We start from the raw sequence: 23,053 nt of genomic DNA on the forward strand, positions 1-23,053 counted from the left end.
CACCAGATGCCGGGACTGAACACCTAGGGTTAGAAGAAGCTTGAACTAGGCCCGGACGCCTGATGAGGCCAGCCCTTTAGCGCAGCAGCCAAGAGGGAGCTTGGCGCGGAGGTTTAACGCCACGCGATAGCGGCGCTGGCGAGGTTCGATCACGTGCGAGATACGCTTGAAGTTAAGTCTCCGGCAGCATCTCGGGCCGCCGGAGAGCGGAAACGGCAAGGTTTCAGGATGCGCGGGCTTTCTTGATCGCATCGCGCAGAGTGTCGGCATCGACTGCGCCGGGATAGACATCGCGCCCGATGATATAGGCAGGCGTGCCCTGCAACCCGATCGCCACCGCCTGCCCGTCATTGCGGATCAGCAGCGCGTCGATCTGTTTGCGGTTGGCTTTGTAGCCCGCCATGGCTTGTTTCGGATCAACGCCCGCCGCGCTGAGCACAGAGTCTATCTGCGCGTTTGACAGCTTGCCTTTGGTCGCCATCAGCGCCTCGAGCGCGGTGTCATACTTGCCCATGCTCTGCGCGCCCAGCACCAGTTGCGAGGCATAGACCGACGGCGCACCAAAGATCGGCCAGTCCTTCATGACGACGCGCAGATTGCCGTCTTCTTTCATCACCTGCTCGATGACGGGGTGGTTCGATTTGCAATAGGGGCATTGGTAATCAAAGAACTCGACAAGGGTCACATCGCCCTTGGGGTTGCCAATCGCGGGGGCGTCGGGGTCGTGAAAGACGGCCTTTGGGGTGATGTCGGCGGCAAGGCTTGCGCGGGGCAAAATCAGTGCGGTGCCGGTCAACGCAAGAAAGGTTCTGCGGTCGATCATGTCTGCTCTCCTGTGGATGTTTGGGGATTGGGGAAATCGTCGGCGCTATAGAGCACCGGTGGCAGCGGCTGGCCCGGCGGCACTGTGCCCTGACCGCTTTGCGCGCGCGTCAGCACGACCACATCCGTGCCCGAGCGCACCCGGTCAGCCAAGTCGATGATGTCCTGGTTGAACAGCCGGATGCAGCCTGCCGAGGTCGCCTTGCCGATGCTGGAATCGTCCATTGTGCCGTGGATGCGATACAACGTGTCCTTGTTGCCGCGATGCAGATAAAGTGCGCGCGCACCCAGCGGATTATCAAGCCCGCCCTCAAGCCCGTCCTTGACGGGGCCGTAAAGCGCGGGGTCGTCCTTGATCATGTTCTGCGTCGGAGTCCAACTTGGCCAGTCGCGCTGATAGGGGATGTGGCCCTTGCCGGCAAACCCGCGCCCGTCCTCGCCCACCGCCACGGTGTAGCGCAGCGCGCGGTCGTTCTTTTGCACGAGGTAAAGCTTGCGCGCCCAAGGGTCGACGACAATCGTGCCGGGCGGCTTGTCCGTCCAGTAATCGACCTCCTGACGGGCCTTTTCTTCGCTGAGATATTTCGGATTGACCGCCGGAATTGTGCGACCGTCATCCTCGGTTGCGCCATAGATCGCACGCAGTTGCGGGCTAAGCTGTGGCGTGGCCGGGGCGGGCGCAGTCTGGGGCGGTTCGGGCGCGCAAGCGGCAAGAACGACGAGGGCGAGCATGGCGATTTTTGCAGGCATCATTGCGCGATCTCCTTGAGCGATGCGGTCAGGGCGGGGGCCGTGACGTCTCCGACAAGGCGGCTGCCCTGCGCTTCGTGATGGTTCGCGCCAAGAAAGATCAGCGTCGGCGGGCCGATCACCCCAAGCGATTTCAAAAGCGCTTGTTGCGATGCGCCCGTTTTCGTCACATCGACGGCAATTGGCGTGACCTGTTTCAGCGCGGCCTGCACCTGCGGATCGGGCAGCACCTTGCGCTTGATCGTGGCGCATTCGGTGCACCAATCTGCCGAGACCATCAGCATCACCGGCCTGTTTTTGGCACTGGCGAGCGCGGCGGTGAGCACCTCGGGCGTCTCGACATGGGTAAAATCAGCTTCGGTCAGGATGGTTGAGCCTTGCGCAGGCGCGCCTGCACGCGCCGTAAACCGATCAAGCGGGCGCAGCGGATCGCTTGCCCCGCTGGCCGCGCCGATCGCCTCAAGTGCTCCGGCCAGCAATGCGGCAATCCCAAGCGCGCCACCAAAACGGCGGATTGCAGAGGTTTCGGCGTCAAAGCGATCGCGCCCGCCAAGCCAAACGCCCACCCCGATCAACCACAGCGCCCAAAGCGCAAGCAGCGCAGCTCCCGGCAACACCCGCCCCAGCAGCCAGATCGCCATGCCAAGAAAGACAAACCCGAAAGCGCGGTTGATCGCGGTCATCCAGCCGCCCATGCGCGGCAGCACAGCCGAGCCGAACACGCCCACCGCAAGCAGCGGCACGCCCTGCCCCAGCCCCAGCGCGAAAAGCGCCGCAGCGCCAAGCACCGCATCGCCGGTTTGCGCGATATACAGAAACGCCCCCGCCAGCGGCGCGGTCACGCAAGGCCCCACGATCAGCGTCGAGGTAAAGCCCAGCAGTGCCGCCCCGCCAAGCGTCCCGCGCGGCCCTTTGAGCGAGCTGACCTTGTTGGTCAGCCCTTGGGGCAAGCGCAGATCAAACAGACCAAACGAGGCCAGCGCGAGCAGCGCAAATAGTGCAGCCAATGCGGCAATAACCGCCGGGGCCTGAAGCAGGAATTGCAGGTTTTGGCCTGACCACGCGGCCACAATGCCCAGCACCCCAAAGGCCGACGCCATCGCAAGCACATAGGTGCCCGTCAGCGCCAAGCCGCGCGCGGGCGTCAACCCCTTGCCCTGCGCGCCCAACATCGCGGCCACAATCGGCACCATCGGCAGCACGCAAGGCGTAAACGCCAGCAACAGGCCAAAGCCGAAAAAGCTGAGCACGACGAGCACCGCGCCGCCCCTTGCCGCGATCCCGGAAACAAGCCCGCCATCGGAGGACAGATTCAGGCTTTGCGGCGCGCTTTGCGCAGATGTGGGTGTTGCAGCGCCCGAGGGCTGACTGGACGGCGAAACAGCGGAGGACTTATTTGGAACGGCATTATCTGGGGTCGCGCAAACCCCCGCAGGCGGCGTAATCTCGCGGCTTTGCGGCGGATAGCACAGCCCCTTCTCCTCGCAGCCCTGCCAATGCAGCGTGAACGGCCCGGTGATCCCGCTCACCGTGGCCTGCGTGTGATCGTGCCAAATTTCGACCGTGCCGAAATTGGGATCGTCCTTCATTGCCCCCGCTTCGCTATGCAGCACGGGCGCGACACCGTCCTTGGCGCTGACCGTCAGGTGGTCGCGATACAGGTAATAGCCCGGCGCAATATCAATCGACACATCCAGCGTGCCGTTCTCCGCCCAATGCGTCTGCACCTGAAACGCCTGTTCGGGACTAAGCGGGCCGCCGCCCTTGGGTTTGAGCAGCTCAAACCCCTGCGCCTGCGCGAGACCCGGCAAGGCAAGACAAATCGCGATCCCAAGGGCGATCAGGACGCGAAGAAAGACGGGAGGTTGGGTATAAGTGTTCATGCTGGCCAAATCGCGGGCGAATCTTAAGTCAGTCTTAAGGTTCGTGCGCTCCAAGCACGGCGAAGGAGAAAATATGCGCCTACTCGTCGTCGAAGATGACAGCATTCTGGCAGATGGGCTCAAGGTGGGGCTTGGCATGACGGGCTTTACCCCCGATGTGGTGGGCACGCTTGAAGATGCGCGGGCCGCCCTTGCCGGCACGCGGTATGCCGCGCTCGTGCTGGATCTGATGCTGCCCGACGGATCTGGCCTTGAACTGCTGCGCGAGCTGCGTGCGCAACGCGGCGACATGCCGGTGCTGTTGCTGACGGCGCGCGACGATGTCGGGGACCGCGTGGCGGGGCTGGATGCGGGCGCGGATGACTATCTGGGCAAGCCCTTCGATCTTGACGAACTGGCGGCGCGACTGCGCGCATTGACCCGACGTGCGGACGGACGAGCCTCGGCGCGCATTTCCCATGACGGTCTCGTGCTTGATCTCAGCGCCCGCTCCGCAACATTCGACGATCAACCGCTCAAACTCTCGCGGCGTGAATTTGCCGTGCTTCAGGCGCTTGCCGAACGCCCCGGCCGCGTGCTGGCGAAATCCGATCTTGAAGAACGTCTCTACGGCTGGGACGCGGAAGTCGAAAGCAACGCCGTCGAGGTTCACATCCACCATCTTCGCGCCAAGCTGGGGCGTGAGTTCATCGAAACCCTGCGCGGCATCGGCTACCGCATCCGCCCAGAGGAGCAAACGCCATCTCCCTCCGCCTCCGCCTTTTCCTGATCCTGACCGGCGCGACGCTCGCGGTCTGGCTCTCGGCTGTGTTCTGGATCGAACGCTCGACCCGCGCCGAGTTGACGCGCGTGCTTGACGCACGTCTGGTAGAAGCCGCTCAGATGGTTGCATCGCTGGTCTCAAAAAACCAGATCACACTTAATCGCGATGATCGCGATCAGATAACCCTGCCAGCAAGCGCGGATTACGATTATCAACAGTTCTGCCAGATATGGTCCTTCTCAAGCGGGCTTGTTGGGCGCTCGACCGGGGCACCGCGCAAGCGGCTGGTGCCAGCGGACGCCACAGGGTTTCGCACGATCACGCGCGACGGTAAGGCGCTGCGGGTCTACACCATCGTTGAGCCCGATCTGGGCGGGCAGGTCACGGTGGGGGATAGTCAGGAAATTCGCGACCAGTTGGTGCGGGATGTCATTGCAGGGTTTCTCTGGCCCGCTTTGGTGATCTTGCCGGTGATATGGGGGCTGATCTGGCTGTCTATCACCACCGGGCTTGCGCCGCTGGCCCGTTTTGCGCGCGATCTCGAGGCGCGGCGCACGGATGATCTTGGTGCGCTGCCCGAGGCAAAGCAGCGCCCGCGCGAAATCCGGCCCCTCGCGGGTGCGCTGGACGACCTCCTTGCGCGGCTTGCACGAGCACGCGAACGCGAGCGCGATTTCATCGCCTACGCGGCCCATGAGATGAAAACGCCCCTCGCCGGGCTTAAGACGCAAGCCCATATTGCAGGTCGGGCGCAAGATCAGGCGACGCGCGCCCGCGCGCTAGAGGCGATTTCCACATCGGTGGACCGCACCGATCGCATGGTGCATCAGTTGTTGGATCTTGCGCAGGTCGACAGCCGCGAGACCCGATCGACGCCGCTAGAACTACAAGCCCTGCTGCGGCAAGTTCTTGGCGATCTGACCGAGGTCGCGGATCGTCGAACCATCAGTCTTGCGTTGGAGCCGCCCGCGCGGTCGCAGACCCTTTCAAGTGATCCGTTTCTGCTCACGCTTGCACTACGCAACCTGATCGAGAATGCCATTCAGGCGAGCCCGACGGGCTCTGATGTGCAGGTAAAAATCAGCGATACCGAGACGCATGTTCTCATCGACATTCGCGATAGCGGCCCGGGCCTCCCGCCCGCCATCGCGCGGCAGGCGCAAGAGAAGTTCGTTAAGGGGAATAATGTCGATCCATCCGGCTCGGGTCTGGGTCTGGCAATCGCCACCGACGCGATCACCGCAGCGAGCGGCGACATTCGCTTTGAACGGCAAGCCGACGGCCACCACACGATCGTGACATTGTCGCGAACCCAATATCGTGAGGGCCACCAGCAAACGGCGCAAGACGCCTGACCCTGCTGGATCGCGCGCCTGAGTTAAGGGATCGAGCAGGCGTCGAGATACTGAAAAATATTGAGGAGAAATCTGCCAACGCGAACTGGCAACGCGTGCGCAAGACGCGCGGAATCGCTTTGAGCGGAACAATAAGGAAACATGAATGTTTCAAAGCCTGTATCAAAATTCGCGCGCACGTCGCCGAAGGCTGAAGCAATATAATGTGGAATTTTGGAGGCGAGTAGGAGAATCGAACTCCTGTACACGGATTTGCAATCCGCTGCGTCACCACTCCGCCAACTCGCCATCCGTGATGTGCGCGATCAGATACGGTATCGCTGGACTTCGCGCAAGGGGCTTCTGCGCGCTTGAGGGCGATTGTGCGCCGGGCGCGCGCTTGTTGTGCGCCGGGTTGAAGGTTGAGAGCCTAGCTCTTCTTGCCCCGTGAAGGGTTCTATGGCAAAACCCGAATTGAAGGTTTCACACCGAAGAGTTCACACCATGCAAGATTTTGCCACGCGCCGCACCATGATGGTGGATACGCAGGTTCGCCCCAATGACGTGACCAAGTTCCCGATTATCGAGGCTATGCTTCATGTGCCGCGCGAGGAATTCGTGCCCGCGGGACGGCGTGAGGCAGCCTATATTGGCGAAAACCTTGAAATCGCGTCGGGCCGCGTCTTGCTGGAGCCGCGCAGTTTTACCAAGATGCTGGATGCGCTGGATCTGCAACCCGATGATCTGGTGCTCGATATCGGCTGTGGGCTGGGCTATTCGGCGGCCGTGATCGCGCGACTTTCCGAGGCGGTTGTTGCGCTTGATCTCGAAGATCTGGCGACTCAGGCTGAGACGTTGTTGTCAGAAATGGCGGCGGACAATGTCGCTGTCGTTGCTGGCAATCTGGCCGAAGGTGCTGCGCGTCACGGGCCCTACGATGCCATCATCATTGAGGGCGCTGTCGAACAAGTGCCCGATACTATTCTTTCACAGCTCAAAGAGGGTGGCCGGATCACGGCGATCTTCATGGAAGGCGCGCTTGGAATCGCCCGAATCGGCTATAAAATCGACAATCAAATCAACTGGCGCGATATTTTCAACGCGACCGCGCCGGTCTTGCCGGGATTTGTGGCCGAACGAGGCTTCGTGCTCTGAAAGGCACATTTTTTCAACGCGTCACTAGCGCGAATTGATTAAACAGGCATTGGGTGTACACTCAAATGCTACGAATGCTGGTGTATAGAACCGGCGCGAACAAAAATCGAGGGCAGAGGCATGCTTCGTAAGAGCTTGAAAAATTTCGTTTTTGCGGGTGCAAGCTCGCTATTGCTAGTGACCGCTCCGATTGCGGCCAGTGCCGAAACGCTGGCCGATGCGCTGGTCTCGGCCTATCGAAACTCCAATCTTCTGGAACAGAACCGCGCCACATTGCGCGCTGCGGATGAAGACGTGGCGCAGGCCGTTGCCGCGCTGCGCCCGGTTATTCAATGGACCGCCGATTACACCGCGCAGCACACCAACAAGGCCGCCCCGACCGGACAGTCGCTTACGACGCGTGCGGCTTCAACCACGCTGGGCGCAACGATGACGCTGCTTGGATTTGGACGCAATCGGATCGCCGTTGCGATTCAGAAGGAAACGGTCCTTGCGACCCGCGAAGGGCTGCGCTCGGTCGAGCAATCGGTTCTACTTGCCGCCATTCAGGCCTATTCCGACGTAAAAAGCGCCTCGGAACAGGTCGGTATTAACCAAAACTCCGTGCGCTTGCTGAACGAAGAGCTCAAGGCCTCTAACGACCGCTTCGAAGTGGGCGAAGTGACCAAGACCGATGTCTCGCTGGCGCAGGCGCAGCTTGCTTCGGCACGCGCGTCGCTTGCCTCCTCGCAAGGCAGCCTGAAATCCGCCCGCGAAGCCTATAAAGCCGCGACAGGGCACTACCCGGGCAAGCTGGCTCCCTTCCCGAAAAGGCCGGCATTGCCCAAGACCCTGAAAGCCGCGCAGTCGATTGCGCTGCGCAGTCAGCCCTCGATCAAGCAGCTTCAGCATTCGGTTGCCGCAAATGATCTGGCGGTTGATTACGCTAGGGCCAATCGCATGCCCAAAGTGACCGGATCGCTTGGCTATGGCCTTGATGAAGGCGGCGTGCACGGCACCAAGGCCAGTATCGACATGAGCCAAACGCTTTACGGCGGCGGGGCGTTGGTTTCGGCGCAACGTCAGGCGATTGCGAATGCGCAATCGGCGCGCGCGCAGCTGAGCCAGGCCGGCGTGACTGTTTCCCAAGGGGTCGCGAATGCGTGGTCAGCGATCGAAATCGCGCGGGCACAGATTTCGGCCTATGACCAGCAGGTTACAGCGGCCCGCACGGCCTATAATGGCGTCAAGGAAGAGGCGCTTCTGGGCGCGCGCACCACATTGGACGTGCTGTCAGCCGAGCAAGACCTTCTGGATGCACAAGCCGGACGGATTACGGCAGCAGCCACGTTGCAGGTAGCATATTATCAACTTTTATCCTCTATGGGTTTGTTGACGGTAGAAAACCTCAAACTTGGTGTCCCGACTTATGATCCGGCAGCTTACTATAACGCAGTGCGCAATGCGCCCATCACGCTTAGCCCGCAGGGCAAGAAGCTTGATCGTGTTTTGCAGGCCATCGGCCAGAACTGATCGCGTGACGGGCGCGGCCCCATTCCGGTCGCGCCTATCCGCAGTTTTCACGTCAAATCGACTGTCGCCGGTCCGGTTTGGTACATTTCTTTCATTGACTGAGACTGGACAGGCGCCGCTTTGCGCCTCAGGATGGCGCTACAATGGCTGAAACCGGAACCCGACCTGAAACTGAAGACGTGTTGTCTTCCATCCGCCGGCTCGTGTCGCAGGACACGCGCCCGCCTGTGACTGTGCAGTCGCGGACATCAGCGCCCGATACATTGGTTCTGACGCCCGCCCAGCTGATTCCACAAGATCCATCGGTCGATGTGATGGAGCCGCCTGAAACTGAGGCAGTGGAAAAGACGCATGGCCCGGCTGTCGGTGAAATAGCGCAGCCGCCAGAGCCCGAGGCTATTTCGTCCCCCGATGCGCCGCGCCCTGCCCCGATGAGCGCCCCGCAAGACTGGGAACCCGATTTCGATGACAGCGCTGCGCAGAACTGGCCGCAAGCAGACGCTCTTGATGCGCAGGTGGCAACTGCTGAAACCGGTCTCGGCGATGAGCTGACGCGGCTTGAGGATACGATCGCGCGGCTTGAGGCGGAAGTCTCCGTGAGTGAAGCCGAGTTTGAATCCGAAACCGGGGATACCTTTGCCGCCGATGGCATGGCGCCCCTCGCCGATCTACCGGAAAGCTTTGATGAGGCGGATTTGCAGGTCGAGAATATCGAGCTTGCGCAGTCGGACCTCCCGACCACCGAGCCGCTTGAACCCGACGATAGCGGCTTGGAAACGGGCTTTGGGGCCGAGATGGACGACGAGACCTCGCTCGCGCAAGCCGCAGGCGATCCGTCCGATGTCGATCCTGACCTGCAACATGGCGACTGGGCCGAAAGCGCAGTGGACGACTCGCACTGGCCTGATCCTGACCTGTCACCGGCCGATACGATTGAAGACGCCGAGCTTGTCGCGGCCACCACAGCGCCCCGCCGCCTACATCTGGGCGATGCCGCCGAAGTTCATAGCGAAACACCGCAGCGCGCCTCAACCTACGAAAGCACGCGCGAAGAGATCGCGCTTGAGGATGAGTTCGCGGAACTGGATGATATCGACAGCGACGATGAGAATAGCGATCTGATCGACGCCGCGCTGCCGATTGACGAAGACGCGCTGCATGCACTGGTCTCCGATCTGATCCGCAAAGAGCTGCAAGGGGTCATCGGAGCGCGGATCACGCGCAACGTGCGCAAACTGGTGCGCCGCGAGATCCAACGTGCGCTCGTAAGCCGCGATCTCGAATAACACAGTGGTAGCGCGCGCTCTGCGTGCCAGCACGGCATAAGAAAACGGCGCGCCCACGCGGGACGCGCCGTTTTTCATGCAAGTGCCTGAGTCTCGGGTTTAGGCCGCTTCTGCCTCATCCGAGTTCGCAGCCATACGACGTTCGCTTTCCTCGCGCGACAGGGCCACCGAGGTGCGCACACCTTTACCGACGAACTCCATAAGCCCGTTGACGACCCGCTCGTTAGGGTCGATGCCGGCACAGGACAACACTTCACGACCATCGCGCGACCGCGCCCAGCGGGCGATCTGCTCGGGACCGTTACCGTATTTCTTATCGTCAGCGATGGCATCATCGAGAGCAGCCAAGACGACGGCAGCAAACAACTTGCGGGCCCGCTGGCCCTGTTCGTAATTGAAGGCCGAGCCATCAACAAAATCGCGCATATTTCCGTCCTTTGTTATTGCTCTTGCGTTTCGCGGCGTGACGGCCATGTATGGCTGTTTGCCGCCGATTCGATACGGTCCTTAACACATGTCAGGCATGCGCCTGACGCATACCACACCCGCCAAAGATCGCATATCTCTCATAAAGCAAAGTATTTCGCGGCTTGATTTAAGTAAGGGCGCAAAGAATTCAAGGGCATAGTGGGCAGATGGCTGGGCGGCCACCCATCGCAATGCGATCATTTTTAATAATATGAATCAATATGTTGCGCGAAATTCTCAGCATCAACGCGCTCCCGAGGTTATTTCTTGAGCGCCGTCAGAATTGCAAAATGCACTATCCGTTTCTGGCCCAACACGCTCGCGCAGAAAGCGCGCGCGGGGTCTTGACCTTTGCCAAAATCGCGTAGGCGCCGTGATCATATTAATGTGATCAGCGCCGATCCCGCCTGCATTTCGCCGCTTACGCGATCCAGACGCAGATAGGCGATGGCGCGGTCGCCCGCGCGGGTGAAGAGTTGCCCGACCTTGCGCCCATCTACCGTGATCTCTTCCCCGAGATCCGCGCTCCCCTGCACCGCCACGGTGACAAAACCTTTACGCAGCTCGGTCTTATGCTTCATGCGCGCCGTAACCTCTTGGCCGACGTAACAGCCCTTTCGGAAGTCGACGCCGTGAAGGCGCTCGAACCCTGCTTCCAGAATATAGGTATCCGGCGTCAGCTCGATCCCCGTCTGGGGGATGCAATGGGCGACACGAATCGCATCCCAATCGCTGCCATCATCGCCCGAGCGCGCGCCATAAACCCGCCAGCCCATCGCCGGATCGCGCGGGTCCATCAGCGCATCTTCGGGGGCCGGCCCGGTGCCGCAATACACCTGCAGCTCGGAGGGGGCGATGGCAGCATCAGCACGCAGCTTGTACATCGACAGCCGCTTGATCGTGCTCTCAGCAATCGCACTGTCGATATCGAGCACAATCGCCTCACCGCGCGCGATCAAAAAGAAATCGGCCAGATACTTCCCCTGCGGCGTCAACAGGGCCGTGTAAATCGGCCCCTGCGCCAGCTTGCGCAGATCGTTGGTGATCAGCCCTTGCAGGAAGTGCTCACGATCCGGCCCGGTGATCTCATATAGGTTTCGCGTGCTCATGCTGGTCTCCTTTGCACAGGCTATATGTGGCTTTGCCGGAGTTTTGCCAAGCAGCCCGGCTGCTTGCCTCCGCAAGAGCGGCGCGAAAGACCATCCACCCGCCACCCGATGACGCACCGTTATTGCACCAAATGTCGCGCAGCTTTGCAAAACTCTCTTCCCAAGCGTCCTGATGATGGCCACGTTGGGTGTGGGAACGGAGTCGGCTTTGCGCCGAGCGGGAGGGTACGATGAATTCGATGATGCATATGCCGCTGTTGATCAGTGCAATTGCCACGCATGCGCAACGCTATCATGCAGATGGCGAGGTGGTCTCGGTCAAAACGACCGGCGGTGTTGAACGCTCGACCTGGGGCGAGGTGATGGGCCACGCGCGCCAGCTTGCCTCGGCGCTTGAGGGGCGCGGAATGGTGCAGGGTGATCGCTGCGCCACGCTGGCTTGGAACAACCGCCGCCATCTTGAGATCTACTTCGGCGTGTCGGGCGCAGGGCAGGTTTGTCACACGATCAACCCGCGCCTGTCGCCCCAGCAGATGGGTTTTATCATCAATGACGCCAAGGATCGCGTGCTGTTTTTCGATCGCACCTTCCTGCCCCTCGTTGTCGCGTTGCGCGACCAGTTGAGCACGGTGAAAGCCTTTGTTCTTTTAGGGCCGCAGGACGACGAAGCCGCAAGTCAGATCAACGGCCTCTTGTTTTACGACGATCTGATTGCCGAGGGCGATGCCGAGTATCAATGGCCCGAGCTGGATGAAACCACGCCCTCGTCGCTTTGCTATACGTCCGGCACGACCGGAAATCCGAAAGGGGTACTGTATACCCACCGTTCGACCGTGCTGCATACTTTGGGCGGCAACCAGCCCGACGGGCTTGGGATCGGCGCCAGCGAAACGGTGATGCCGGTGGTGCCGATGTTTCACGTCAACGCTTGGGGCGTGCCCTATATCGCGGCGATGACGGGGTGCAAACTGGTGCTACCGGGGCCAAACCTTGACGGCGAAAGCCTTGCGCGCTTGATCGATGCCGAACAGGTCAGCCTCGCGCTTGGCGTGCCCACGATCTGGATGGGCCTGCTGAACGGGCTAGAGGCGACGGGGTCAAAAGCCGAAAGCCTCAAGCGCACTGTCGTCGGCGGGGCCGCCCTGCCCCCGTCGATGCTTAGCGCGTTTCGTGACCGTTATGGGGTAGAACTGATCCACGCTTGGGGCATGACCGAAACCAGCCCGCTTGGCACGGTGAACCAATTGCTCGCCAAACATCGCCCGCTTGATGACAGCGCGCGCGAGGAAATCCGCTTTGGCCAAGGGCGGCCGCCTTATGGGGTCGAATTGCGGCTGGTGGATTCGCAGGGCCATTTGTTGCCTTGCAACGGCGAAACCCAAGGCGAGTTGCAGATCCGCGGCCATTGGATCGTCGCGCAATATTTCGGCCAAGATGAAAGCGCGCTGACGGTCGATGGCTGGTTCGACACGGGCGATATCGCAACGCTGGATGCCAACGGCTATCTGATCATTCGGGATCGCTCAAAAGACATTATCAAGTCGGGCGGCGAGTGGATTTCGACGGTCGAGTTGGAGAATATCGCCATTGCGCATCCCGGCGTGGCCAATGCTGCCGCGATTGCCGCGCGTCATGAAAAATGGACAGAGCGCCCGGTTCTGATCGTGCAACGCGCGATCCGCTCGCAGGTCACCGAAGAAGACATTCTGGAAAGCTACGCGGGTAAGGTGCCGGGTTGGCAGGTGCCCGATAAGGTGATTTTCGTCGGGACTTTGCCGTTGGGCAGCACGGGCAAGGTGCTAAAGACCAAGTTGCGCGACGAATTTGGCGATGTGCTGCTGGCTGATCCGTCGTAAGTCGAGCGACGGGGCGCGCGCCCCGTCAAACCGCCGCAATCGTCGCCTTCACCGCCTTTTGCCAGCGCGCATAGCGGGCCTCACGCGTATCCTCGGATATTTGCGGCTCGAACGTCCGCTCCAGCGCCCATGACTTCGCGAATTCATCTTGGTCAGGATAAATCCCCGCCTTGTGCCCCGCCAGCCAAGCCGCGCCCAGCGCGGTGGTTTCCAGCACTTCGGGGCGATCGACCGGCGCACCCAGAATGTCGGCAAGGAATTGCATCGCCCAATCCGAGGCTGTCATGCCGCCATCCACCCGCAGCGTCGGGGGCGCGTCATCAGCCCAATCGGCCTGCATCGCGGCCAACAAATCGCGGGTCTGAAACCCGACCGATTCCAGCGCCGCGCGGGCAAATTCAGCCGGGCCGGAACTGCGCGTCAGCCCGAAAACCGCACCGCGACACTCGGCCTCCCAATAGGGCGCGCCAAGCCCGGTGAAGGCGGGCACGATGATGACCTCTTGCTCGGGATCGGCAGCTTCAGCAAGGCTTTGAGTCTGGCTGGCGGCCTCGATGATCTGCAATCCATCGCGCAACCATTGCACCACCGCGCCTGCCACGAAGATCGAGCCTTCCAGCGCATAGGTCACCTTGCCATCAAGCTGATAGGCGATGGTTGTCAGCAGGCGATGATCCGAGCGCACCATCTGATCGCCGGTATTGAGCAGTGCGAAACACCCCGTGCCATATGTTGATTTCAACATGCCCGGCTTAAAACAGGCCTGCCCCACGGTTGCGGCCTGCTGATCGCCCGCGACGCCCAGGATCGGGATCTTGGCACCCAGAAGATCGTGCTGCGCGGTGCCAAATTCGGCAGCGCAATCGCGCACCTCGGGCAGCATATTCATCGGGATGCCAAGACGCTCGCAAATCGTGCTCGACCAGCGCCCCTTGGCGATATCATACAGCATCGTGCGCGCCGCATTTGTGGCATCGGTGACATGCGCCGTCCCGCCCGTCAGCTTCCAGATCAGCCAGCTGTCGATCGTGCCAAAGGCCAATTCGCCCGCCTCGGCCCGTGCGCGCGCGCCTTCTATGTTTGCCAATATCCAGCGCAGTTTCGTGCCCGAGAAATACGGATCAATCAGCAGCCCGGTGCGCTTGGTGATGGTTTCCTCAAACCCGTCATCGCGCAATTCGCGGCAAAACTCCGAGGTGCGCCGATCCTGCCAGACAATCGCGTTGTGGATCGGCTCGCCGGTCTCGCGATCCCAGACAACGGTGGTTTCGCGCTGATTGGTGATACCTATTCCTGCGATATCATCCGGCGCGATTCCAGCTTTTTCAATGGCCTCGCGCGTGGTGGCAAGAACCGAGTCCCAGATCTCATTGGCATCATGCTCGACCCAGCCCGAATGCGGGAAATGCTGACCAAACTCTTGCTGCGCCGAATTCACGGGTCGCAAATCGCCATCAAAAACGATTGCACGCGAGGAAGTCGTGCCCTGATCGATTGCAAGAATATGAGTCATTTTGCGCATCCTGCCAAAGGTAAGAGGGGGCCGTTCGAGTCCGGCTTATGATGTCATGTCGCGTCGCGTTGTCTCAGCGCCATCCGACAGGCGGTGGCGCATGAAGCTCTCCAGCGTCGCGACCTGTTCCGCGCTTAGCCGCAGCCCCAGCTTGGTGCGCCGCCAGATCACATCCTCAGCCGAGCGCGCCCATTCCTTGTCCATCAGCCAAATCACCTCGGCCTCGCTTAGCGTCGCCCCGAAATCGCGGCCTAGATCGGCAGCGGATTTCGCCGCGCCCAGTATCTCGCGCGCATCAAGCCCGTAATGGCGCATCATCCGCTGCGTCCAAGCCGCGCCAAGAAACGGGTAATCGCGCGCCAGATCGGCGGTGACCTGCGTGGTCTCCTGCGGCTTGAACGCGCCACCGGGCAGCGAGACCCCTGCCGTCCAAGCCTCCTTGAGACCCGGGAAAAACGGTGCGAGCTTTTCCAGCGCGTGCTCGGACAAGCGCCGATAGGTCGTGATCTTGCCGCCAAACACATTAAGCACCGGCGCGCCGCCCGCATCGTTCAGCGACAGCACATAATCGCGCGTCGCCGCCGTCGCCGAGCTTGCCCCGTCATCATAAAGTGGACGCACGCCGGAATAGGTCCAAACGATATCGTCGCGCGTCACCGGCTTGGCGAAATATTTCGACGCGAAAGCGCATAGATAATCCTGTTCCTCAGGCGTGCATTCAGCTTGCGATGGCGGCCCCTTATGATCTTGATCGGTCGTGCCGATCAGCGTGAAATCCTGTTCATAGGGGATCGCGAAGATGATCCGCCCGTCCTCACCCTGAAAGAAGTAGCATTTGTCGTGATCAAACAGCTTGCGCGTCACGATATGGCTGCCGCGCACCAGACGTATGCCCTCACGCGAGTCGATCCCGATCGTGCCGCGCAGCACTTGATCGACCCAAGGGCCACCCGCATTTACCAACGCCTTAGCGTAGTGATCGGCGTGCCCATGCGGCCCCTCGGTCACGATATGCCAAAGATCGCCCTCGCGCGCCGCCGAAACCACCTTGGTGCGCACCATGATTTTCGCGCCACGCGCCTCGGCATCACGCGCATTCAGCACCACCAGCCGCGCATCCTGCACCCAGCCATCGGAATACTCGTAAGCCTTGTGGAATTTCGGGTTTAGCGGCTTGCCCGCCGGGTCTTGCGTCAGATCCAGCGTCGAGGTGCCGGGCAGCAATTTGCGTTTGCCCAGATGGTCATACATGAACAGCCCCATCCGGATCAGCCACGCCGGACGGCGGCCCTTCATCCAAGGCATTACGAAGGAAAGAAGTTTTGAGGTCGGCGTCTCGCTCTCAAAGCGCATGTCGCGGTGATAGGGCAAAACGAACCGCATCGGCCACGAGATATGGGGCATTGCGGAGAGCAGCACCTCGCGCTCTTTCAGCGCCTCGCGCACCAGACGAAACTCGAAATATTCCAGATAACGTAACCCACCGTGAAACAGCTTGGTCGAGGCCGATGAGGTCGCCTGCGCCAAATCGCCCTGCTCAGCCAGCGCGACGTTTAAACCCCGCCCCGCCGCATCGCGCGCAATCCCACAGCCATTCACGCCACCGCCGATGACGAAAATATCCACGGGGTTTTGGTGTTGATGATCTGAAAGCATGGGCACTCTTTCGTTTACGGTTGCGTGTCTAAAAAGAGCGCATTTCGCGCGTAAGTCAACTTTTGTATTTCGATTTTGATCGCAAATCCGACAAACGAAAGCAATAAAAGCAAAAAATATCTCAAAACGAGCATTTCCGAGTGACAACCGCCCCCGCATATGGCACCTCTAAACAGGGGGTCACATGACGCTGAATGTTCGACAAAGCAAAATTCTGGAGCGCGCACGGGATGCGGGCAGCGTGGCGGTCGAAGATCTCGCCGATCAGTTCACCGTGTCCGTGCAGACGATCCGGCGCGATCTGTCCGAGCTGGCCGAGGCGGGTCTAATCGAGCGCGTCCATGGCGGTGCCGTGATCCGCACCGGCGTGACAAATTTCGCCTATGAGGCGCGGCGTCGGATGAATGAAACAGCCAAATCCGCGATTGCGAAGGCCTGCGCGCGCGCGATCCCCGACAATTGCTCGATCATTCTCAACCTTGGCACGACGACCGAAGCTGTGGCCCGTGAGTTGCTGGGCCATCGCAACATTACAGTGGTGACGAATAACATCAACGTCGCCAATATCTTATTGGCCAACGATAGCTGTGACATCATGGTCGCGGGCGGCAATTTGCGCCGCGTGGATGGTGGCTTGGTCGGCGATCTGACGGCGGATTTCATCAATCAGTTCAAGGTCGATTACGCGGTGATCGGTGCATCGGCATTGGATGAAGAGGGCGATCTGCTCGATTTCGATCTGGCCGAGGTGCGCGTCAGCCGGATGATCCTGCGCCGTGCCCGCAAGGTGTTTCTGGTCACGGATGCCTCGAAACTGGCGCGCTCTGCACCCGTGCGGCTGGCCTCTCTTAGCGAGATTGATACGATTTTTATCGACGCAGCCCTGCCCGAAGCGCTGCGCGAGCGTTGCGCGCAATGGGACACCAGCGTGCAAATCGTTTGATACGCAAAATCGCTTGCACACGTCTTGTGTATCAGCACGCGGAAAGGGATTGCAGCCACAGGGGGCGGCGCGCTATGGGCAGCTTATGCCTAGATACGCGTTTCAAATTGAATATGACGGTAGCCCCTTCGCCGGTTGGCAGCGCCAGATTAACCAGCCTTCAGTGCAAGGCTCGATCGAAGCCGCGTTGGCCCGCCTTGAGCCCGGTCCCCATTCGGTTATCGCGGCCGGACGCACCGACGCGGGCGTTCATGCCAGCGCGCAGGTGGCGCATGTGGATCTGGCGAAAGACTGGGATACCTACCGTCTTTCCGAGGCGCTCAACCACCATCTGCGCCCGCATCCCATCGCGATTTTGGCCTGTGAACGGGTCAGCGACGATTTTCACGCCCGCTTTTCAGCGATCGAGCGGCGCTATGCATTTCGCTTGATGCAACGCCGTGCGCCGCCGACGTTTGAGTGTGGGCAGGTTTGGCACATTCGCAAACCGCTTGATCTGGACGCGATGCGCGCAGGCGCAGCTCATCTGATCGGGCATCACGACTTCACGACCTATCGCTCGACCTTTTGTCAGGCGAAATCCCCCGAAAAAACCATGGATGAGATAACCATCGAGGCGCATGAAATCGCACGCGGAATGGAGTATCGCTTTTATTTGCGCGCGCGCTCGTTCTTACACAATCAGGTGCGCTCGATTGTTGGAACTTTGGAACGGGTCGGCGCAGGATCTTGGGCGCCGGAGCGTGTCAAAGAGGCGCTTGAAGCACGTGATCGCGCCGCTTGCGGCCCCGTTTGCCCGCCGCAAGGTTTATATCTGGCCGGCGTTGGCTACCCCGATGACCCTTTTTCCTGAACCTGGATCATTGTGCAGGATGAGTGGCCATACGGTTAGGGGTGTTGCGCTCGTGGATGGCGCGCATCTGTAGGCTCTCCGCCGCAGAACTTTGTGGTTGGTATTCTGGAATAGCGCGCGCGAGGATTGCCAGCATTTCTACGGCGTCATCACGGTCAACCGCCTCGCGCAGATCGCGCAGCATCGCAGCCGTTTGCCATTCTGACAGGCGATCCTCGCGCACGCGGATGATCTTGGGATGCGAGGTGCTATCCGCCCCTTTGCGCACCATCAATTCCTCATGCAGTTTCTCACCTGCGCGCAGGCCGGTGGTGACAATCTCGATATCGCCATCGGGATGCGCTGCATCGCGCACCTTATACCCGCGCGTCTCGATCATCCGACGCGCAAGATCGCGGATCAACATTGGCTTACCCATATTGAGCACATAAACCTCGCCGCCATCGGCAAAGCTTCCCGCCAGAAGCACCAGTCGCGCCGCCTCTTGGATGGTCATGAAATAGCGCGTCACCCGTGGATCGGTCAGCGTCACAGGGCCACCGCGACGGATCTGTTCCTCAAACAACGGCACAACAGAGCCCGAAGAGCCCAACACATTTCCAAACCGCACAATGGAAAAGATTGTCCCCTCGGCACGCTCTGCCATGTCCTGCACAACCAATTCCGACAGGCGCTTAGAGGCCCCCATCACCGATCCTGGACGCACGGCCTTATCCGAAGACACAAGCACGAACCGCGCCACCCCCGCTTCGCGTGCGGCGCGCGCCAAAACCTGCGTGGAGAACACGTTATTTTGCAGCCCGGTACGCAGATTGACCTCGACCAAGGGGACATGTTTGTAGGCTGCGGCATGCATCACTACATCCACCGCATTGTCCGCAAACAGTTTTGTCACCAGCACCGGATCGGCCGCAGAGCCAAGCACGGGCACGATCTGCGTTCCAAATGGTTCGGCAAGCAGGCTCAATTCCTGATTTGCGGCGTAAAGTGCAAGCTCGGAGAGTTCGAGCAGGATCAACCGGGCCGGGCGGCAGGCAACGATCTGGCGGCACAATTCCAGACCGATCGAGCCCCCGGCACCTGACACCAGCACCGTGCTACCAGTATAGGCAACACAGCTTGAACTCAGCGCCGCATATAGATCATCACGCCCTAGCAGATGGCCGGATTTGATCGGCTCAAGACGCGATACCAAAGCACTATCATCCAAAAGCTGAGCGAAGGCGGGCAGGGACTCAACCGCGATACCAAGCCCCTCAAAGTGACGCGACAACGCGGTCTTGCGATCTGCGGGTAAATCCGGATCGGCAAGGATCACGCGGTTGATATTGTACACTTCACGCAGTTTCTCAGCCTTCGATACCGGGTAGACGGTCAGGCCGTTCACATGCGAGCCGCGTAGTGCCGGATTGTCGTCGATAAAGCCGTAAACCATCACATCCGAGCGATCCATCATCTCGCGCGACAGTTTGATACCGGTGAACCCGGCCCCATAAATAACGACGCGAGACACGATCCGTGACCGACGATAGAGCGTGGTCAAAAGCCGCAACATGCTACGCCGCAGCATGATGTAGCCTAGGAAATACAGCATTCCGAAAAAGATCGGCACAGCGATTCCGGCACTATGGACAGATACCGCATCCATAAGCCCCGCCGAGAGCGCCAGACCAATGGACATAACCAAGGCGCGTATCATCGCATCGGCATCGAAATGCTTTAACTGCACGCGATGCAGACCGAGCGCCATCGACAGACCGCCTGCAACGATCATCAAAAAAGGCAGATATCGGGGGCCCACCTCAAAGATCGTTCGGTTATGCTCAAGCAACAGAAGGGCAGTTATCCAACCGACAATCGGCACCATCGCCACATCAACCGCCAAAAGGAAGAGATCCTTCTGTTTGCGCGTGAGGGCCACGAACCGCTTAAACATTTGTCAAAATACTCGCTATGGTTGTGCAACGAATCTTCTATACATCTTATTGGCAGATCCATAGCTAAATCGACATCATTAAAATGTTGTTAATCTGAGACGTTCTGCGTTGCGGCAAATTTCAGCCAAAGACGCTTTTGAATGTCCGCCAAATAAGCACGAGATCAAAACAGATCGACATATGCTTTTGATAGATCAGGTCCAGCTTGGCTTTGGCTGGAACGCAGCGGCGCGCATAGGCCGCATCGACCTCTGTAGCGGTCGCACATTGCCCAAGAATCCATCCCTCATGCCTATTAAAACAAAGAGATGCCAGCCCGGTGACCCCCGGCGGCGTCTTTAACACCTCTGAGTAGAGTTCCGGAAAGCGTTCGACATATTCCCGCAGCGGCGGGCGCGGTCCGACAAAGCTGATATCGCCACGATAGATATTCCAGAACTGCGGCAATTCGTCTGCCCGCGTCTTGCGCATGATTCTGCCCATCCGCGTGATCCGCTGTTGCTTGTGCGCGCCCGAAACCCCCGAATCACTCTGCGCGACCTCCATCGTGCGAAATTTCAGCAGGCGAAAGCTCTGGGTGGGGGTCTTCATCCGCTCGGCAGCATAAAAATAAGGCCGTTTTTCAAAAATCATCACCGTGATCAGCGTGAACAAAAACAGCACCGCAACCAGAGGCGTCAACAATACAGCCAGCACAAGATCAAAGAGCCGTTTCGCCAATCGTTGCGTGCGCGTCATGCCATCCTTTGCCGTACGCGCCTCATATCTGCGACCACTGCCGCCGCGTTAATGCGTACCTCGGGCACCAATCCTAACCCCACCGCACGCGTTACATCAAGCTCAACCTTAGGGAGAGCCGTGTCTGGCGCGGGCGCTGGTTGCCAATGCTCGTCCGTGGCACGTAGCAGATCGTCCATCCCCACCACACCGGGCAGCGCCAGGTTAAGCTGCTCGGGCAAGCGCGCGGGGGCCTCAACCGCCAAGCGCGCCAGCCGCGCAACCGCTTCCGCGAGCGCGCCTGGCCCGATATAGCTACGTTCCGGCGCGCGCCCGTCGGCAAAGACATGCAGCACTCGCCCGCCTTCCGGCGCAGGCACCCCCAGCAGCGCATCTGCCCCCGCCACATTGCCAATACGCAGCGCACAGGCGCGCTTCATCCCGGTCAGAGCGGCCTCCATCGCGCATTTCGAGCGACCATAATCATTGAGCGGTGCGCAAGGCGTATCCTCGCCCAGCGGCCCGCTCGCGCGCCCATAAACCGCCCCCGAGGATGCCGCGATCAAAGGCAGTCCCGCCATCTGCGCGTGTTTGCGAACCGCTTTGGCCAGCGCGACATTGACCGCCAGATCATCGGCAGAGCCATCGGTCACCCCGGCCAGCAGCAACACCACATCCGCCTGCGCACAGGCGCGCGCCAAGGCCCCCGGCGCGGTGAGAATGTCAAACACCGGTCCGCTCAGACCGACCTCACGCCGGGCCTGCCAGATCGGCGTAATCCCCACCGCCTGAGGCGCGGCTTGCCAAGCGGCCCGCATCATCGTGCCAAGCCGTCCCGCCCCCCCGAGAATCAACACGCGTGGCAGATCGGTGCGCATGGGCTTGGTATCGACGGGCATCGCAAAATCCATTCTGATAAATATCTCGGGCCAATATTCCAACGCACTATCATCGCGTCCAAGCGTTAAGATCAAGAACTGTCCTTAACGCAATCGTGAGCACGCTACCCCTATTCCTCTGACACCGATACAATCACATCTCTGGACAGCGCGGGCGTGGGGTGGTTCTCTCCGCCGACTTCAGGAGGGTCCAATGGCATTCGGTACGAATATCCGCACTTATTTCGAGGGTAGCTGGCACGAGGGCGACATTCCCGTCATGCGCGCCGCTGATCACGGCCTGTGGCAAGGCAGTTCGATCTTTGACGGGGCGCGACTGTTTGACGGGCTGGTGCCCGATCTCGACCTGCATTGCGCGCGCGCCAACCGCTCGGCCGAGGCGCTGATGATCACGCCGACGATCGACCCCGCCGAGATGGTCGAGATCGCCCGCGAGGGCTTGCGTAAATACGCCAAGGACGCCGCCGTTTATGTGCGCCCGATGTATTGGGCGATTGCAGGCTCGGATCTGGGCGTTGCGCCGAAACTGGGGGAAACGCGGTTTGCGCTGTGTCTCGAAGAGGTCGCGATGCCGGATCCCAACGTAGCGACCACGCTGACCACCACGCAATTCCGTCGCCCCGTTTTGGCCGATAACGTCTGCAACGCCAAGGCAGGCTGTCTTTATCCCAACAACGCGCGGATGCTGGTTGAGGCCCAGCGCAAAGGGTTCGGTAATGCGCTGGTGCAGGATTCCCAAGGCAATGTCGCGGAAAGCGCCACGGCCAACGTCTTTATGGCGCGCGATGGCGAGCTGTTCACGCCGATTGCCAATGGCACGTTCCTCGCGGGGATCACTCGTGCGCGCCATATCAAGAACCTGCGCGCGGCGGGATTTAGCGTGCATGAAGCCGTGCTGACGCTTGATGATTTCCACGCGGCTGATGAAGTCTTCCTGTCGGGCAATTTCGCCAAGGTCACGCCCGTCGCGGCCTTTGACGACACGCGCTATGAAATCGGCCCGCTGACGAAAGCGGCGCGTGAGACCTATTGGGACTGGGCGCTTGGCGCACCGCTGTAAGCGCGGTTGCCAAAGCGACCCTCCCGCGCGATGATCGCGCTGCGAGCCCGGAGGAAAAATGCGCAAGTTTCTGGTCGTTCTTGACGATACCCGCGAATGCCTCAACGCCATGCGCTATGCGGCAATGCGCGCGTCTCATACCGGGGGCGGCGTGCTGATTCTTTCGGTGATTCCCCCCGAGGAATATCAACACTGGATCGGCGTGGGCGAAATCATGCGCGAAGAGGCCCGCGACCGGATCGAGGCCCATTTTGAGGTCTTCGCGAAATGGATGCGTGACCGTCAAGGCGTCGATCCTGAATTGCTGGTGCGCGAAGGCGATCCCTGTTCAGAGATCCTTGACGTCATTAGCGAACATCCTGAAGTCGGGGTGCTTGTGCTGGGTGCGGGGACGGACAAATCCGGCCCCGGCCCGTTGGTCACGCAGATGACGAAACAAGCCGGAACCCTGCCCTGCCCGCTGACCGTGGTGCCCGGCGAGATGTCCAAAGAAAAGCTAGAGCAAATCACCTGAGGGTGACGCCGCGCCGCAGTCCG

General features: G+C 60.4%; 20 protein-coding genes and 1 tRNA gene. 10 read left to right on the forward strand and 11 right to left on the reverse strand.

Annotated elements, in window-relative coordinates:
* Positions 1-223: 223 nt before the first annotated feature.
* From DT23_RS16065 to dsbD, 3 genes are read right to left on the reverse strand one after another with little or no spacing between them, the layout of a single operon-like run.
* On the reverse strand, positions 224-823 hold the full coding sequence (locus tag DT23_RS16065; RefSeq protein ID WP_038132904.1) for a DsbA family protein: 600 nt from the start codon (positions 821-823) through the stop codon (positions 224-226).
* A complete protein-coding gene (locus tag DT23_RS16070) occupies positions 820-1,575 on the reverse strand; it encodes a L,D-transpeptidase (RefSeq protein ID WP_081847247.1) in 756 nt (251 codons plus the stop codon). The genes DT23_RS16065 and DT23_RS16070 overlap by 4 nt, the downstream gene beginning before the upstream one ends.
* Positions 1,572-3,455, reverse strand: a complete 1,884-nt coding sequence (gene dsbD / locus DT23_RS16075) for a protein-disulfide reductase DsbD (protein WP_038132907.1) — start codon at positions 3,453-3,455, stop codon at positions 1,572-1,574. Before dsbD ends, DT23_RS16070 begins: the two co-directional genes overlap by 4 nt.
* Before the next feature lie 73 nt (positions 3,456-3,528).
* Between dsbD and DT23_RS16080 the strand changes: the two genes are divergently transcribed.
* Both DT23_RS16080 and DT23_RS16085 read left to right on the forward strand, forming a co-directional pair.
* On the forward strand, positions 3,529-4,224 hold the full coding sequence (locus DT23_RS16080; protein WP_038132909.1) for a response regulator: 696 nt from the start codon (positions 3,529-3,531) through the stop codon (positions 4,222-4,224).
* A 2-nt stretch (positions 4,225-4,226) separates the two neighbouring features.
* Positions 4,227-5,573: a sensor histidine kinase gene (locus DT23_RS16085; protein WP_276202227.1), complete on the forward strand. Its 1,347-nt coding sequence runs from the start codon at positions 4,227-4,229 to the stop codon at positions 5,571-5,573.
* Positions 5,574-5,787: 214 nt separating this feature from the next.
* Here the strand turns inward: DT23_RS16085 and DT23_RS16090 are convergent.
* Positions 5,788-5,861: transfer RNA gene (locus tag DT23_RS16090), tRNA-Cys, on the reverse strand.
* A 195-nt stretch (positions 5,862-6,056) separates the two neighbouring features.
* On the opposite strand from DT23_RS16090, the gene DT23_RS16095 reads away from it, so the two are divergent.
* The 3 genes from DT23_RS16095 to DT23_RS18740 all read left to right on the forward strand — a co-directional run bounded on the left by DT23_RS16095 (position 6,057) and on the right by DT23_RS18740 (position 9,505).
* Positions 6,057-6,707, forward strand: a complete 651-nt coding sequence (locus tag DT23_RS16095; protein WP_038132910.1) for a protein-L-isoaspartate O-methyltransferase family protein — start codon at positions 6,057-6,059, stop codon at positions 6,705-6,707.
* A gap of 120 nt (positions 6,708-6,827) precedes the next feature.
* Positions 6,828-8,219 (forward strand): TolC family outer membrane protein, encoded by a 1,392-nt coding sequence (locus tag DT23_RS16100; protein WP_038132912.1) that lies wholly within the window; start codon positions 6,828-6,830, stop codon positions 8,217-8,219.
* A gap of 143 nt (positions 8,220-8,362) precedes the next feature.
* A complete protein-coding gene (locus DT23_RS18740; RefSeq protein ID WP_156023989.1) occupies positions 8,363-9,505 on the forward strand; it encodes a hypothetical protein in 1,143 nt (380 codons plus the stop codon).
* 99 nt (positions 9,506-9,604) lie between these two features.
* On the opposite strand, the gene DT23_RS16110 is transcribed toward DT23_RS18740, so the two are convergent.
* Together DT23_RS16110 and ygfZ are read right to left on the reverse strand one after the other, a co-directional pair.
* Positions 9,605-9,931, reverse strand: a complete 327-nt coding sequence (locus DT23_RS16110) for a DUF6280 family protein (RefSeq protein ID WP_038132913.1) — start codon at positions 9,929-9,931, stop codon at positions 9,605-9,607.
* A 419-nt stretch (positions 9,932-10,350) separates the two neighbouring features.
* A complete protein-coding gene (gene ygfZ, locus DT23_RS16115) occupies positions 10,351-11,082 on the reverse strand; it encodes a CAF17-like 4Fe-4S cluster assembly/insertion protein YgfZ (protein WP_038132914.1) in 732 nt (243 codons plus the stop codon).
* A 230-nt stretch (positions 11,083-11,312) separates the two neighbouring features.
* Here ygfZ and DT23_RS16120 point away from each other — a divergent pair, with 230 nt between their 5' ends.
* On the forward strand, positions 11,313-12,938 hold the full coding sequence (locus tag DT23_RS16120) for a long-chain fatty acid--CoA ligase (protein ID WP_038132917.1): 1,626 nt from the start codon (positions 11,313-11,315) through the stop codon (positions 12,936-12,938).
* Positions 12,939-12,963: 25 nt separating this feature from the next.
* On the opposite strand, the gene glpK is transcribed toward DT23_RS16120, so the two are convergent.
* Complete coding sequence (glpK, locus tag DT23_RS16125; protein ID WP_038133102.1) at positions 12,964-14,451, reverse strand: glycerol kinase GlpK; 1,488 nt, start codon at positions 14,449-14,451, stop codon at positions 12,964-12,966.
* A 45-nt stretch (positions 14,452-14,496) separates the two neighbouring features.
* Positions 14,497-16,107, reverse strand: coding sequence for a glycerol-3-phosphate dehydrogenase (gene glpD / locus DT23_RS16130; protein WP_038132919.1), 1,611 nt, complete (start codon positions 16,105-16,107; stop codon positions 14,497-14,499).
* Positions 16,108-16,291: 184 nt separating this feature from the next.
* Here glpD and DT23_RS16135 point away from each other — a divergent pair, with 184 nt between their 5' ends.
* Both DT23_RS16135 and truA read left to right on the forward strand, forming a co-directional pair.
* The gene (locus tag DT23_RS16135) at positions 16,292-17,050 is read left to right on the forward strand and encodes a DeoR/GlpR family DNA-binding transcription regulator (protein ID WP_038132921.1); all 759 of its coding nucleotides are present in this window, start codon (positions 16,292-16,294) and stop codon (positions 17,048-17,050) included.
* An 85-nt stretch (positions 17,051-17,135) separates the two neighbouring features.
* Positions 17,136-17,903, forward strand: a complete 768-nt coding sequence (gene truA / locus DT23_RS16140; RefSeq protein WP_038133104.1) for a tRNA pseudouridine(38-40) synthase TruA — start codon at positions 17,136-17,138, stop codon at positions 17,901-17,903.
* A 7-nt stretch (positions 17,904-17,910) separates the two neighbouring features.
* Here the strand turns inward: truA and DT23_RS16145 are convergent, their stop codons facing one another.
* The 3 genes from DT23_RS16145 to DT23_RS16155 all read right to left on the reverse strand — a co-directional run bounded on the left by DT23_RS16145 (position 17,911) and on the right by DT23_RS16155 (position 21,531).
* Complete coding sequence (locus tag DT23_RS16145; RefSeq protein ID WP_051697373.1) at positions 17,911-19,839, reverse strand: polysaccharide biosynthesis protein; 1,929 nt, start codon at positions 19,837-19,839, stop codon at positions 17,911-17,913.
* 121 nt (positions 19,840-19,960) lie between these two features.
* Positions 19,961-20,578 (reverse strand): sugar transferase, encoded by a 618-nt coding sequence (locus tag DT23_RS16150; RefSeq protein WP_038132922.1) that lies wholly within the window; start codon positions 20,576-20,578, stop codon positions 19,961-19,963.
* Positions 20,575-21,531 (reverse strand): NAD-dependent epimerase/dehydratase family protein, encoded by a 957-nt coding sequence (locus DT23_RS16155; protein WP_156023990.1) that lies wholly within the window; start codon positions 21,529-21,531, stop codon positions 20,575-20,577. The genes DT23_RS16150 and DT23_RS16155 overlap by 4 nt, the downstream gene beginning before the upstream one ends.
* A gap of 118 nt (positions 21,532-21,649) precedes the next feature.
* On the opposite strand from DT23_RS16155, the gene DT23_RS16160 reads away from it, so the two are divergent.
* Positions 21,650-22,516: a branched-chain amino acid aminotransferase gene (locus tag DT23_RS16160; protein WP_038132923.1), complete on the forward strand. Its 867-nt coding sequence runs from the start codon at positions 21,650-21,652 to the stop codon at positions 22,514-22,516.
* A 58-nt stretch (positions 22,517-22,574) separates the two neighbouring features.
* The gene (locus DT23_RS16165; protein ID WP_038132925.1) at positions 22,575-23,030 is read left to right on the forward strand and encodes a universal stress protein; all 456 of its coding nucleotides are present in this window, start codon (positions 22,575-22,577) and stop codon (positions 23,028-23,030) included.
* The last annotated feature ends 23 nt before the right edge of the window (positions 23,031-23,053 follow it).

It is taken from the genome of Thioclava indica (assembly GCF_000714545.1).
Taxonomy (GTDB): Bacteria; Pseudomonadota; Alphaproteobacteria; order Rhodobacterales; family Rhodobacteraceae; genus Thioclava; species Thioclava indica.

Coding starts and splice junctions, on each gene's coding strand:
- DT23_RS16065 (WP_038132904.1), bottom strand. CDS start 823: ATGATCGACCGCAGAACCTTTCTTGCGTTGACCGGCACCGCACTGATT.
- DT23_RS16070 (WP_081847247.1), bottom strand. CDS start 1,575: ATGATGCCTGCAAAAATCGCCATGCTCGCCCTCGTCGTTCTTGCCGCT.
- dsbD (WP_038132907.1), bottom strand. CDS start 3,455: ATGAACACTTATACCCAACCTCCCGTCTTTCTTCGCGTCCTGATCGCC.
- DT23_RS16080 (WP_038132909.1), top strand. CDS start 3,529: ATGCGCCTACTCGTCGTCGAAGATGACAGCATTCTGGCAGATGGGCTC.
- DT23_RS16095 (WP_038132910.1), top strand. CDS start 6,057: ATGCAAGATTTTGCCACGCGCCGCACCATGATGGTGGATACGCAGGTT.
- DT23_RS16100 (WP_038132912.1), top strand. CDS start 6,828: ATGCTTCGTAAGAGCTTGAAAAATTTCGTTTTTGCGGGTGCAAGCTCG.
- DT23_RS18740 (WP_156023989.1), top strand. CDS start 8,363: ATGGCTGAAACCGGAACCCGACCTGAAACTGAAGACGTGTTGTCTTCC.
- DT23_RS16110 (WP_038132913.1), bottom strand. CDS start 9,931: ATGCGCGATTTTGTTGATGGCTCGGCCTTCAATTACGAACAGGGCCAG.
- ygfZ (WP_038132914.1), bottom strand. CDS start 11,082: ATGAGCACGCGAAACCTATATGAGATCACCGGGCCGGATCGTGAGCAC.
- DT23_RS16120 (WP_038132917.1), top strand. CDS start 11,313: ATGAATTCGATGATGCATATGCCGCTGTTGATCAGTGCAATTGCCACG.
- glpK (WP_038133102.1), bottom strand. CDS start 14,451: ATGACTCATATTCTTGCAATCGATCAGGGCACGACTTCCTCGCGTGCA.
- glpD (WP_038132919.1), bottom strand. CDS start 16,107: ATGCTTTCAGATCATCAACACCAAAACCCCGTGGATATTTTCGTCATC.
- DT23_RS16135 (WP_038132921.1), top strand. CDS start 16,292: ATGACGCTGAATGTTCGACAAAGCAAAATTCTGGAGCGCGCACGGGAT.
- truA (WP_038133104.1), top strand. CDS start 17,136: ATGCCTAGATACGCGTTTCAAATTGAATATGACGGTAGCCCCTTCGCC.
- DT23_RS16145 (WP_051697373.1), bottom strand. CDS start 19,839: ATGTTTAAGCGGTTCGTGGCCCTCACGCGCAAACAGAAGGATCTCTTC.
- DT23_RS16150 (WP_038132922.1), bottom strand. CDS start 20,578: ATGACGCGCACGCAACGATTGGCGAAACGGCTCTTTGATCTTGTGCTG.
- DT23_RS16160 (WP_038132923.1), top strand. CDS start 21,650: ATGGCATTCGGTACGAATATCCGCACTTATTTCGAGGGTAGCTGGCAC.
- DT23_RS16165 (WP_038132925.1), top strand. CDS start 22,575: ATGCGCAAGTTTCTGGTCGTTCTTGACGATACCCGCGAATGCCTCAAC.